Origin of the sequence: Sulfurimonas marina (genome assembly GCF_014905095.1) — a bacterium.
In the GTDB taxonomy this organism is placed as follows: Bacteria; Campylobacterota; Campylobacteria; order Campylobacterales; family Sulfurimonadaceae; genus Sulfurimonas; species Sulfurimonas marina.
The window spans coordinates 441,156-454,076 of record NZ_CP041165.1 but is presented as its reverse complement, the minus strand read 5'-3'; the positions used below and the strand labels follow the sequence as shown (position 1 = coordinate 454,076).

Annotated in this window: 14 protein-coding genes; 2 read left to right on the top strand and 12 right to left on the bottom strand. The window is 35.8% G+C overall.

The window, feature by feature from the left end:
- Window positions 1-11: 11 nt before the first annotated feature.
- From FJR03_RS02415 to ilvC, 4 genes are all read right to left on the bottom strand, one after another.
- Window positions 12-950 carry an aminodeoxychorismate synthase component I gene (locus FJR03_RS02415; RefSeq protein ID WP_193114076.1) on the bottom strand — a complete coding sequence of 313 codons (939 nt, stop codon included), beginning with the start codon at window positions 948-950 and terminating at the stop codon, window positions 12-14.
- Between the two features lie 6 nt (window positions 951-956).
- The gene (locus FJR03_RS02410) at window positions 957-1,832 is read right to left on the bottom strand and encodes an aspartate carbamoyltransferase catalytic subunit (protein WP_193114075.1); all 876 of its coding nucleotides are present in this window, start codon (window positions 1,830-1,832) and stop codon (window positions 957-959) included.
- A 41-nt stretch (window positions 1,833-1,873) separates the two neighbouring features.
- Window positions 1,874-2,521: a dethiobiotin synthase gene (gene bioD / locus FJR03_RS02405; protein WP_193114074.1), complete on the bottom strand. Its 648-nt coding sequence runs from the start codon at window positions 2,519-2,521 to the stop codon at window positions 1,874-1,876.
- Window positions 2,522-2,698: 177 nt separating this feature from the next.
- The gene (gene ilvC / locus FJR03_RS02400; RefSeq protein WP_193114073.1) at window positions 2,699-3,721 is read right to left on the bottom strand and encodes a ketol-acid reductoisomerase; all 1,023 of its coding nucleotides are present in this window, start codon (window positions 3,719-3,721) and stop codon (window positions 2,699-2,701) included.
- Between the two features lie 159 nt (window positions 3,722-3,880).
- On the opposite strand from ilvC, the gene FJR03_RS02395 reads away from it, so the two are divergent.
- Window positions 3,881-4,534, top strand: a complete 654-nt coding sequence (locus tag FJR03_RS02395; RefSeq protein WP_193114072.1) for a hypothetical protein — start codon at window positions 3,881-3,883, stop codon at window positions 4,532-4,534.
- Window positions 4,534-5,259 carry a hypothetical protein gene (locus FJR03_RS02390; RefSeq protein ID WP_193114071.1) on the top strand — a complete coding sequence of 242 codons (726 nt, stop codon included), beginning with the start codon at window positions 4,534-4,536 and terminating at the stop codon, window positions 5,257-5,259. The genes FJR03_RS02395 and FJR03_RS02390 overlap by 1 nt, the downstream gene beginning before the upstream one ends.
- A 3-nt stretch (window positions 5,260-5,262) precedes the next feature.
- Here the strand turns inward: FJR03_RS02390 and FJR03_RS02385 are convergent, their stop codons facing one another.
- The 8 genes from FJR03_RS02385 to rpmH form a co-directional block, all read right to left on the bottom strand.
- Window positions 5,263-7,767 (bottom strand): bifunctional diguanylate cyclase/phosphodiesterase, encoded by a 2,505-nt coding sequence (locus tag FJR03_RS02385; RefSeq protein WP_193114070.1) that lies wholly within the window; start codon window positions 7,765-7,767, stop codon window positions 5,263-5,265.
- A gap of 70 nt (window positions 7,768-7,837) precedes the next feature.
- Window positions 7,838-8,227: a Holliday junction resolvase RuvX gene (ruvX, locus tag FJR03_RS02380; protein ID WP_193114069.1), complete on the bottom strand. Its 390-nt coding sequence runs from the start codon at window positions 8,225-8,227 to the stop codon at window positions 7,838-7,840.
- Complete coding sequence (gene mnmE / locus FJR03_RS02375; protein ID WP_193114068.1) at window positions 8,228-9,559, bottom strand: tRNA uridine-5-carboxymethylaminomethyl(34) synthesis GTPase MnmE; 1,332 nt, start codon at window positions 9,557-9,559, stop codon at window positions 8,228-8,230.
- A 2-nt stretch (window positions 9,560-9,561) separates the two neighbouring features.
- Window positions 9,562-10,398 (bottom strand): Jag N-terminal domain-containing protein, encoded by an 837-nt coding sequence (locus FJR03_RS02370; RefSeq protein WP_193114067.1) that lies wholly within the window; start codon window positions 10,396-10,398, stop codon window positions 9,562-9,564.
- 2 nt (window positions 10,399-10,400) lie between these two features.
- Window positions 10,401-11,984: a membrane protein insertase YidC gene (yidC, locus tag FJR03_RS02365; protein WP_193114066.1), complete on the bottom strand. Its 1,584-nt coding sequence runs from the start codon at window positions 11,982-11,984 to the stop codon at window positions 10,401-10,403.
- A 3-nt stretch (window positions 11,985-11,987) separates the two neighbouring features.
- A complete protein-coding gene (gene yidD / locus FJR03_RS02360) occupies window positions 11,988-12,335 on the bottom strand; it encodes a membrane protein insertion efficiency factor YidD (protein ID WP_193114065.1) in 348 nt (115 codons plus the stop codon).
- The gene (rnpA, locus tag FJR03_RS02355) at window positions 12,292-12,630 is read right to left on the bottom strand and encodes a ribonuclease P protein component (RefSeq protein ID WP_193114731.1); all 339 of its coding nucleotides are present in this window, start codon (window positions 12,628-12,630) and stop codon (window positions 12,292-12,294) included. Before rnpA ends, yidD begins: the two co-directional genes overlap by 44 nt.
- Window positions 12,618-12,752 (bottom strand): 50S ribosomal protein L34, encoded by a 135-nt coding sequence (gene rpmH, locus FJR03_RS02350; RefSeq protein WP_193114064.1) that lies wholly within the window; start codon window positions 12,750-12,752, stop codon window positions 12,618-12,620. Before rpmH ends, rnpA begins: the two co-directional genes overlap by 13 nt.
- Window positions 12,753-12,921 lie beyond the last annotated feature (169 nt).

The following is a 12,921-nucleotide window of genomic DNA, read 5'->3' as shown; positions in this document are numbered from 1 at the left end:
TATAGAAATTCTCAGGGAAGATAAATTTTATCTAACATCTCTTGATACTCTGAGTGAGCATCACTATCAAGAGTTATCCCACCTCCGCTTTTATAGAGATATCCGTTGGGTGTTTTTTCGATAAAGCGGATCATCACACCGCTGTCAAAACTTTTGCCGTCAAAAAGACCGAAAACTCCGCTAAAATGTCCCCTTTCATACCCCTCTATCTTCTCAATCAGCTCCAGTGTGCTTTTCTTAGGTGTCCCGCTAATGCTTCCCGCCGGCAACAAGGCTTCTAAAATATCCCCTATTCTCTCTTGCCAGTTTTCCTCTAGTTCTCCAGATATGTGGGAACTCACTTGTAAAAGCTTTTTCTCTCCTGCTTCTATCTCATCTATATAGCGGAACTTCTCTACTCTTACATCTTTAGCCACAATAGAGAGATCATTTCGAAGCAGATCAACTATCATAATATGCTCAGCCATCTCTTTTTCATTGGAGAGTATCTTCTCTTCAGCATCTTCAATAGAAGCATCAATAGTCCCCTTCATAGGAAATGTTGCTATTTTATTGTTTTTTATCTGTATAAACTTCTCTGGAGAGAAACAGACAAACTGATCTTTATAACGCAGCTTATAATGAGCATTTGCAAGTGTATAGATCTCTTGCAGCGTTAAATCTATCGAGACCTGTGTCGGTTGTGTCAAGTTCAGTATATAAGTGTTTCCGGCCTTGATATTTTCAATAACCTGATCAAACTTTAGTTTATAGTTGCTAAAATCTATAGGTGTTTTTTTTAAAAAATGGGGATGTTGTTTGTAAGTATAGTTCTCTTCGATCGAAAACTCTATATTATTTTTTTGTAACTTATCCAAAGGGAAAACCTCTACCTTTTCCCCTTTGAAGTCGCTTATAAATAAAAAGGGTTCAGCCCTTTTTCCATAAGCATTTAACTCTTTAAATGGCATTTATGATTATTTATCGGCAATCAATTTTTTGAGTATCGCCATACGGATATTTACGCCGTTACTTACCTGCTCGAGTACTTTACATCTAGGATCATCAAGCATTGCATCTGAGATATCAATGTTTCTGTGAACCGGTCCCGGGTGTAAAAGAATAATGTCACGATCGCCAACTAACTCTTCCGTGATGCAGAAGTCACTTGCATAGTCTTTTAAAGACGCATAATTTTGTGAAGAGTGGCGCTCTGTTTGAGTTCGCAGTGACATAATAGCATCCACTTCATCGATAATATCTTTGAGGTGGTGCGTTGAACGTAAATTAGTTTTAGGTAAAAACTGCGGCGGAGCTACTAAGATAACTTCCATCCCAAAGCGTGTTAAGAGCTCTATATTTGAGTTTGCAACACGTGAACTTTTAATATCACCCACAATTGCAATCTTTTTCCCTTTAACATCACCGAAATGCTCTGTTAAAGTGTATAGATCAAGCAGTGCTTGAGATGGATGAGCGTGTGCACCGTCACCCGCATTTAAAATAGATGCTTTTGTATGGTTTGAAAGTATTTTCGGTACACCTGCATTTTGATGACGAACGATGATTGCATGTGGACCCATCGAGTCAAGATTCATAGCAGTATCTACAAGCGTCTCCCCTTTTTTTGTTGAAGATTTTGCAACATCAAGATGGACAACGTCTGCACCTAAACGCTTTGCAGCGATCTCAAACGAGCTTTTTGTACGTGTTGAGTTTTCAAAAAAGAGAGTGATTATAATCTTATCTTTCAAGATTCGCTCAAATCTTCCATCGCTAAACTTTTTAGCGTCTGCTAAAAGTGCTTTTATCTCATCTACACTAAAGTCATCTGTACGGATTAAGTGGCTCATTCTCTCCCTTTTTTCACTCGTTTTAAGTGGTGTAATTATAGCTAAATCTCTACTATTTTAGCAACAAGTTTTTCTATCTCTGCCGTTGTAAAAACATCAAAATCTCTCTTTTGAAAATATGGCAAAGAGATCTCTTTAAAACTTTGTTTCTCTTCATCTCGACAGTTAAATAGTACTTCATTTTTTATCCCGGAATCATCTAAAGCTTTTTTGTTAACTAAGGTATCGCTGATACATCCAAGGGAACAATGTGTCACAAGTACTGCCTGTGCATTAAGTACTTTAATAAGATCTATCATTATTATTTTCTCATCAACAGGGACAAATAAACCGCCTGCTCCTTCGATTAGTAAAATATCGCACATAGCCTCTTGCTCTTTGATCGCTTCATCTATCTTTTTATAATCAATAGTTCCAAAATGAGATGCGATCACAGGTGCAGCCGGAAGCTCGTAAGAGATAGGAACAATATTTTCAACATCCAGTGACCAGGCAAGAGGATTTATTTGCTTTAAAAGTGTCAGCAGTGCATCACCATCCGGATACACTCCATCTTTTACACCTGTCTCTATTGGTTTAATAACACCAACCTTATAGCCCTGACTAGCTAACTCTTGCATCAAAAGTTTAGTCGTATATGTCTTACCGATATCTGTATTTGTCGCTGTTATAAAAATTCTTTTTGCCAAAATAGATCCATTTTTTAAAGGATTATAACGAAAGAAGATATAAAAAGATTAAAAGTTTGAAAAACTAAAAGGTTTTTGGTTAATGTGCTTTAGATGTGGATGTTTTTGAAAAGGAGGCTACATATAGTAGCTGACTGCACAAATCATCCGCAGATGAAGTGCAGTAAGAAAAAAGAATTAGTTTTTGTCTTGGTCTACGATTTTGTTCGCTTTAATCCAAGGCATCATTTCACGAAGTCTTGCACCAGTTTTTTCAATTGGGTGTGCTTTTAAGTTATTTCTTTCAGCGTTCATTCTTGGGTAACCTGCTTGACCTTCAAGTACGAAGTCTTTAGCAAATTGTCCGTTTTGGATCTCTGTAAGAACTTGTTTCATAGCAGCTTTAGACTCAGCATTGATAACACGTGGTCCAGAAACCATATCACCATACTCAGCAGTGTTAGAGATAGAGTATCTCATATCAGCGATACCACCTTCGAAGATTAAATCAACGATAAGTTTCATCTCGTGTAAACACTCGAAGTAAGCCATCTCTTCTGGGTAACCAGCTTCAGTTAGAGTTTCGAAACCAGCTTGGATAAGTGCAGAAACACCACCACAAAGAACTGCTTGCTCACCGAAAAGGTCAGTTTCAGTTTCATCTTTGAAAGTTGTTTCAATAATACCTGTACGTCCACCACCGATAGCAGAAGCGTAAGAAAGTGCTAATTCTTTAGTAGTTCCGCTTGGGTTAGAACCGATAGCGATAAGGTCAGGAATACCACCACCTTTAACAAATTCGCTTCTTACAGTATGTCCAGGTGCTTTTGGAGCTACCATCATTACGTTGATATCAGCAGCTGGTTGAATTCTTCCGTAGTGGATTGAGAAACCGTGACCAAATGCAATTGTAGCACCAGATTTTAGGTTTGGAGCGATCTCAGCAGCGTAAATCTCAGCTTGGTTTTCATCTGGTAAAAGGATCATAACTACGTCAGCTTTTGCAGAAGCTTCAGCAACAGTTAATACTTCGAAACCTTTTGCAGCAGCTTTATCCCAAGAGCTTCCACCCTTTCTTAAACCAACAACAACGTTAACACCGCTGTCTCTTAAGTTTTCAGCATGAGCGTGACCTTGAGAACCGAAACCGATCATCGCAACAGTTTTACCTTTAATGATGTTAATATCACAATCTTTGTCATAATATACATTTAATGCCATAGTTATTTCCCTTGACTTTAAGAGTTGTCTCTTAAAAAATTTGTCGCATTATACTCAAAATATGGTAAAACTTTTATTAGACTAAACTTAGATTTATTTTTAACTCTATCACTTTAATATCATAACTTGTATAATGCTAAAAAAACTAATGGGGTCAACATGAAAAAATTTAACCTTTTTAAAGAGATCATTATAGTAGATAAACAAGAGTTACTTAGTGCCGTAAACTCACAAAAAGAGTTTGCTATCACTACAAAAGGGGAAATAGTTTTTACTCCACTTGCAGATAAAACAGCTGTTATCTATGTAGGGCAGCATATTCCAAAACCTGCAAGTTCACTGAGCCTGCCTAAACCGACAACTCTTGCAGAAATTCTCGGGCAAAACTATCAAATTGTTGAAGATGAGGAGAGAGTACTTATTAAAGCATTCTCTAACTGGCAAAACCTAATTGCTGCAAATGTGATTAGAGCTTCATACGATGATACTACAGGGGACGGTGTAGGAGAGTTCTCAAACAAAGAGCTTGAAACTATGGGATGGCATGCTACAGAGTTTAACATCACATATAGAGAACTAGTTGAACTTATCGAAGAGAGATGTGAAGGTATATTACTTTGTATCGAGCAGGAAGAACCTCAATACCAATTTAGCGGTCTTGGTTTTATAGAAGATGACGAACAAGCTCAAGAGATTGTTTTCGAGTACTGTCAACAAAGAGTTAAAAAGATGATCGCAGAAGATGAACTCTACGCAAAAGATAATCTTTCTGATGACGAAGAGGAAGCTGCACAGTTTTTCAAAGCTCTTTAATGATACCTGTAAAAATAGAACATAAATTTCGCGGTAAGATAGAACTACCAAACAACAGATACGCTAAAGAGCTCTTTTTTAGGGTAAAACAGGCATATGCCAACCATGAAAATATGGGTGTGCATCTGCTTTTTAACAAACATAAACTCAAAAAATTAAGCTCTTACCAAAAAGGTGGTGCTAAAACTGAGCTTGAAAATATAGAGTTTTATATTGAACTAGGCAAGCTCCTAGAATTTGATACAACAGATGCCCAAAAACTGAAGAACTCCATTCTCCTTACAAATGACTTTGCACACTCTCATTTTAATATCACTAAACGTCTTAAGCTTATCAGCGGTGAGAGAAAAAAAAATATGAAGCGTTCTTATCTTTTTTGGGATATTGAAAACTTTTCGGCAATCTCCTCAATATTTTCAGAGATTATAGAGCCATATAACATCAATGATAAAAATATCTATCTTGCCGCCAATCCAGATTCGCTTTATCTAAAACGTGCTGAATGGGAAGCAAATCTTTACGACTATGGGAAAACACTCAATTCATTTAACTTTATTAAGTGTGATTATGGGAAAAATGTAGCTGATGATCTTCTACTAAAGAACTATGAAGAGCTTAATATTAAAAATGCAAATATATTTCTACTCACATTTGATCGGGAGTTAAAAGAGAGGTTTTCAGAGGCTGCAGATAAGGATTCAAACCTTTATATAATGAAAAAGTAAAGCTTATATTGACTCTTTAGGAACTCCTAGGTAATACCCCTGCACATAATCAACACCCAACTCTTTTACCACATCGAACACCTCTTTAGAGTGTACAAATTCTGCCACAATTTTTTTGTTTAACTTTTTTGCAAAACCTATAATAGTCTCTGTAATAATTCTGGCATTTCTGTCTTTATCTATATTTTTAATAAGAGAACCGTCTATTTTCATAAAATCTGAACGGATATTTGTTATATATTCAAAATTTGCATAGCCACTACCAAAATCATCTATTGCGATCTTCGCATTGTGTGCATATACCTCATCTACAAAATCGAGTACCGTTTGCACATCTTGAAACTCTTGTGTCTCAAGGATCTCGATGGTGAGTTGCTGGGCAATATCATACTCTTTGATTTTTTCAAAAAGAAATTTTTTTATTTTTGCATTTGCAATGTCACTAAAATCAAGATTAATGCTAAATTTCAGCTCGTTCTTACTGAAAAAAGAAAATGTCTGTTCAATCATTGTCAAAGTGATCTTTTCATACAAACGTATCTTACGACTTATATCTAAAAATTGACACGGTAAAAGTATACTTCCATCCGGTTTTTTCAAGCGTACCAGTGCTTCATATTTTCGAATCTCTAATGTATGCACATCTATAATAGGCTGAAAATATGGAATAACATTGCCATCTGCCAAAGCATTTTTTATAAGACTAGCCATTTTTACATTATATTCATACTGCTGTGCCAATTTTAGGTCTTCATTAAAGAGCATAAAATTTTTGCCCTTATTCTTTGCAAGCTTGAGCGTCATATCGGCATTGACTAAACCTGTCTTGTTTGTATTTATAATAGCACCGGCAATTGTCACACCTATATGAATATGGTGTTCATTGAAAAAATACTCTTTACTTTCAATTTCAGATATTAACTGTTTAATATTTTTTTCAATAATGGTTTTATGATTTTTAACATCCAAAATCATGGCGAATTCATCTGATGGCAGCTTATATGCTCTAGAGTTATGTTCATGCGCAAAATGTTGCAACACCTCACCTATTTTTTTCAGTACTTCGTCACCGACCTGATATCCGTAGAAATCATTAATTGTAGTAAAGTCATCTACATTAATCAATAACAATACTTTTCCAATATGCTTTTCTAGTGCATTGATTAGACTTATACGGTTTGGCAGTCCTGTGAGCTGATTTATGTAGGCTTGTTGGAATATATATGCAGAATTTTCCCTCACGCGCTGTTCTAGATGCTCATTTAGATCTGCGAGTTCATTAGAAACAGTATTTGCCAAGTTTGCTAAAACATGTTGTGTAGTTATGATCTCCGATCTATTAAAACTTTCATCTTTCAAGATAACATGATGATCAATTTTCTGACATGTTTCAGAAAGGGTAATAAAAGTCATTGTTTCATTTAAAAGTTGATTTTTATCCTGAAAATGAAAGAACTCTCCATAGGTAAAAAAACCTGAACTGTTTCCTAGTTGAGAAAGTGTTTCTAGTTCATGTCTGATGTAGTTTTCTAAAAATCTTCTACGTGCCATGCAGGAGTAGATAAAAACAGCTTCAGATTGACACAGATTCTGATTTGCAAATGAGTGGATAGCGTATGTACCGTTGTTAAGTATCGCATCAATATCGCCGACACCAAAAGAGACCATATCGTATTCATCTATGTTCCCTGCAAATGTCAAAGAGCCGTCATCATGTTTTGCTAACGGTGCTCTTCCCAAGGACATCCCCTCTTTTTCAAAAACAAGAGGAAACTCTATACCGATCTGAGGCAGTTTATTTGCCAGTTCCTGACCCATATATTTTGCATATACATCGACAATCGGTAAACCGTCAAGTTCATATACTCTGTTATTGACAGCTTTTGTCACTCTCATTTTCTTACCGATAGGTTTCCAATCAAAGAGATAACTCGTTGCCACGTTTAAAGTGGGGTTTATAAGTCCAACACCTACTGCTCCCGAGTTTATGATTTCATAGTTATCAAAAACATATGTCTTTTTTAACTCACCGTTGTCTCCAGAGAGTCCGCCTGCTAAAACTGCATTTGGTACTACCTCTTCTATCCCTTTAACGAAATCTTCACCGTTGGTATTTATTCCGTCTGCGAAACATATTAGTGCTTTTAAATCTTTGTCTTGGACAGATGAAGCTAAAAGTTTTCCCGCCTCATAGACACAATGTTCACACTCACTGTATTTAATAAGTTTTGCTTGTAGTTTTGTAGATTCGAAGATAGAAAATGAAGCGACACTTTTAGATTTATAATATACTCTACTTGAATCAATAACACCGTCTGTAGTAGTACCGATTAATACACAAGAGGGTAATTTTTCTTGTATATATTTTTGAACACTCTTAATAAATTGTAAATCGGTATCTCCACAAAACAATTGTATAAGCAACTGTTTCGTATCTTTAATACTGTTATCATTAATAAAAGATTCTAATTCTTCAATAGTACTAAAAGGTAAATTGATATTTTTCATCTAACCATTCTAGTATCATTTAGCTTAATAATTCTTTTCTATTTAAAAATGTTATGTTTTATCAGTTTTCCTACTTTGAAAAGAGGTATCTTTGCAAGATAATCATAGCAGAAATTGAGTCAACTCGGCCGTCTCTAATGTAACGCATATCACCTTTCATAAGCTCTTCAGCTTCTAAAGAACTGTTTGCCTCATCTTGATAGAAAACTTCACCTGAGAACTCCACAAGGTTTAAAAAATGCTCTATTCGTCTTCGCATCTCATCTTCACTGCTCCCACCAAGTGGAATACCTACCACAAGTGCCTCAGCTTCCCACTCTTTGAGTACATTTTTAAGTTCGTTTGCAGCTTGATTTCTATTTTTACGGATGATCGCTGGGAGAGGTGTCACAATATCTTTGTGAGCTGAATAGGCTAAACCTATCCTTTTAAGACCAAGGTCTATTGCTATATATTTCAACTATTTTCCTAAACAGAATGAGCCGAACATTTTATCAAGCATCTCATCATTTTCAAATGGTCTGGTAATACTTGCCATCGCTTTTACTGCTTCATTGAGATGAAAAGAGAAGATCTCCAACTCTTGATCCTCTAATGGGTAAAATGCTTCGTCTATATTTTCCATCGTTTCTTCTACAGCCGATATCTGTCTTTGCGAAATCAACATTATCTCTTCACTGCTGTTTGAACGATCCATAATTGCTTCTAGTTTTTTGATCAATGGAGTAACATCATCTTTAGAGTTAAGCTCTATATCAAAATCAAATGCAACATTTAGTTTTGTTTCTAAATCTATTTTATTTTTAATACGAATCTGCTGCTTTTGTGTCTCTTCTAAAAGGGAGATAATCTGTTTATCTTCCTCATCCAGTTCTCTTGAGTTGTCAAAAACAGAAACAACAATGTCACTTTGCTCAATCGCCTCTAAACTTCTTTGTATCCCTATCTTTTCGATCTCATCACTTGCATCGCGGATCCCTGCAGTATCAACTATACGGATCAAATGTGTCCCTATTTTTACCTGCTCTTCGATCGTATCACGGGTAGTCCCTGCAATATCACTTACTATGGCACGGTTGTAATTTAACAGACCATTTAAAAGCGAACTCTTCCCAACATTTGGTTTTCCTACAATTGCTACGCGAAATCCTTGCATAAGACCTGCACGTGATTTTGAAGCCTGCAGTGTACGTTCTAGCTGTTTTTTAAGAGCTTCCAGTTTTGCTTTTATCTGCTCTACCAGATCTTCAGGTAGATCCTCTTCAGCATAGTCAATACTCACTTCAGAATATGCAAGTATATGTATAATCTCATCCCGAACACTTTCGATAAACTCTTTTAGAGAGCCTTTTACCTGTTTTGCCAGTATCTTTGCAGCATCTTCACTTTTTGCTTCGATCAGTTGTGAGATCGCTTCCGCTTCAGAGAGGTCTATTCTTCCATTAAAGAATGCGCGTTTAGAGAATTCACCTGCATTTGCAACACGTGCTCCTGCATCTAAACAACTTTGTAAAATAGATTGAGCAACAATATATCCACCATGACATTGGATTTCGACAACATCTTCACCTGTAAAAGAGTGTGGGTTTTTAAAATAGATAATGATCGTCTCATCTATAAGTTCATTGTTCTTGTCATATACGTTGGTAAGTGTTGCGTATCTAGGAGAAAAGTTATCTTTTTTTGAGAGTGTTTTGGCAATGCTCAGCGCTTTTTCACCGCTGAGTCTTATAATTGCAATTGAGCCTATGCCGTTTGCCGTGGCAATAGCTACTATAGTATCATTATCCATTTTTATACGTGATAATCGTTAATGATGATATATTTTAATCCCTCTTTAGTAGAGCGGATCACCACATATTTATCCGGGTATCTATTACGAAGTTCTTTAAGTGCAATCTGCACAAGTACGCCGTCAAGAATCTTTGTTTGAGCACGTCCGTCTCTCTCAACGATCTCATATACACCCTCAAGATATTTAGCAACAGCTTCCTCTTGGTTTTGTAAAAACTCTGCTATTTCTAAACGGAGTTGAAGATCATATTTTGCATTTATCCAGTTAAATAACATATATGAGAGTGCTTTGTATCTATACCCCTCTTTTCCAATAAGAAGAGCGGCATCTTCACCCTTGAATTCTATAAGTAAAGTTGTATCGTCGTATGCACTTACTTCAATCTCTTCAATATCAAAACATATTGTTTTAAAGAGCTGATTGATGTCGTGTTTCACCTCTGCAACAATCTCGGAGATGTTAGTATGGACAGGTTCATCCTCGTAGTCTACTTCATCATATGCATCATCATAATCAGCAGTATAATCAAGACCGCTTCCTAAATCTTCATCCAGGTCCTCTTCTTGATCACTTACAAAAGATTCAGGCAGTATAGTATCATTTAAAACCGTAGGTGTCACAGTTTTTTCTTTTTTTACTTCTTGTTTTTTCTTTTTTGGAGCTTCAGAAATATTTTTTACAGTCGCTACAATTACTGCCTTCTTTTTAAAAAAACCTAAAAAACCACTACTTGGTGCTTGTACAACTTCAACAACCAATTCAGTTACTGAACAATTAAGAGACTCTGCAGCCTCTTTATATGCTTGTTCTAAACTTATAGATTCTATCTTGATCATATCTATTTCCCGCTTTTTTTCTCGACAGTCGCTTTTGCATCTTTCGCATTTTTAAATTGTTGGTTTACAACAAACTGTTGTGCAATAGAGAATAAGTTATTTACAAACCAGTATAGCACAAGTCCTGACGGGAACGTAATAAAGAAGAATGTAAAAATTACCGGAAGGTATTTAAACAGTTTTTCTTGCATTGGATCTGTAAAGTTGTTTGGTGTCATATGTTGTTGTAAGAACATTGAAGCACCCATTAAGATCGGTAAAATATAGTAAGGATCCATACGTGATAGGTCATCGATCCATAAAATCCACTCTGCACCTTGCAGCTCAACTGCATTTAAAAGTACACGGTATATTGCGAAGAATACAGGAATTTGTAATAACATCGGTAAACATCCACCTAGTGGATTTGCACCGTGTTTCTTATACATCTCCATCGTTGCCGCATTCATACGTTGAGGATCTTTTCCGTACTTCTCTTTAATCTCTTTAAGTTGAGGAGCAAGCTCTTTAATCTTTTGCATCCCTATCATACCTTTATGAGTTAAAGGATAAAGTACTGCTCTTACGATGAAAGTAAGACCGATAATAGCCCATCCCCAGTTTCCAAAGATTCCATGTAACCATGCAAGTAATGCAAATAACGGCTTAGCAGCAAAAGTGAACCAACCGTACTCAATTGCATTAACTAGTACTGGATTAATTGTTTCTAAAACTTTATACTCTTTTGGACCGATGTATCCATGAAATACGTTATTGTTCTCTGCTTCGAAATAAACTGCAGGATTGTTATTCACACCACGCTCTACAATCACGTTTGTATCTGACTTAAATCCGTACATAATAGTTGCCGTATACTGATCAAACGCAGATGCCAATTCAACACCTTGGTATACTTGACGCCCTTCAGCCTCACCATCTTCTGTGATATGCGCCACATCATCACTTGTATAGATCATAGAACCCACAACAGTCATAAGCTGTTCAGTAATCTGTGGTCTGTCGCCTACATATACATAGTATCTTACAGGTGAAGATGTTTGTATATCTACATCATAATGTCCATCACTGTAAAATGTTAATTTTTTAGTTACTGTAAGTGTTGAAAGTTTTTGTGTTAAAGTTACTGCAACAGGTTGCTCATTTGTAAGAGTAGCTGCTGAAATACTAGCTGTATATGGAGTATTTAACGCTTCATCGTTAATCTTTTTATCGATAAAACGGATAAAAAGCGGTTTAGTACCATTTTTTGGAATGATCTGAGCATGAAGATCTTCTGCATCTCTAAACTTATCTTCTAGTAACTCTTTTGAAGCTATACGCCCTAATGAATCAATTTTTAAAATAAACTTCTCATTGTTAATTACAACAATATCACTTGAAGCACTCTCATCCACTTTTTCAGCTTCAGATATCTCATGTCCGCTTAGATTTTCAACAGACACTTTTTGTGTTTTTTCTACAGTTTGTTTTTCTTGAACCGGCTGTGGTTGTTCTGGTGGAAATATCGCTGTATACGCAACGAAAAATATGATAGAGATTAGTACAGCTACTAATAATCTTTGATTTGGTGTCATCTTCTCAAACACAAATTACCCTTTATATGAAAAATTTTTAATAATGTGATAACGGTTCTTTTTCTTGGGAACCAACCAATATTTTATAGAATCAAGCTCTATTTTTGAAGGTTTTAACTCTAGTTTATCCAGGACCGGATAGTCGATACCACCGTCAAAAAGTTGATTGCAACGTAGTATTCTAGTCAAAGAGTTATAAAAAGCACTTAAAAGTGAATTATTTTCAAAATTTATCCGTGCATACTCGCTACAAGTTGGGTAGTATCGACACGAGCCGTATCCGATAAGAGTAAAAAACTTCTGATAAAGCCATAAAAGCTTAAGCAATAGTTTTCGCACGATAGAGAACTTTTTTGAAGTCATTTTTGAAGTTTTCATGTGATGTATCAAAGAGAGCTATTTTTGCAACAAAAATATAGATACCATCTTTAAGATCTGGAGAAAATTCACAAAAGCATGCACGCATTCTACGTTTTGCACGGTTGCGCTTAACAGCATTACCCAATTTCTTGGTTGCTGTAAAGCCTACTTTGCGAATTCCATCTTGTGGTAGATAAAATAGCACTACACTAGCTGTATGCTGATTTTTACCTTTTTTATAAACATACTGAAACTCCTTATGGAGTTTTAGTGTGTTAAATCCGCCTAAACTGACAATCTTTTACGACCTTTTGCACGACGGCGATTTAAGATATTACGACCATTTTTAGTAGCCATTCTAGCTCTAAAACCGTGTGTTCTTTTTCTAGGTGTATTATGTGGTTGGTATGTTCTTTTCATGTGGACATATCCTTATTTAATTTAAGAGCGAAATTTTACAAAAATATTACTTAAACACTCTTTAAGGTTACTTTTTAAGCAATTTCAAATCAAACTGTCGTTCTTTTTACTTTTATTATATGATATAATATCATCATTAACTAAACTACTAAAATCTACTAGGAGAGTT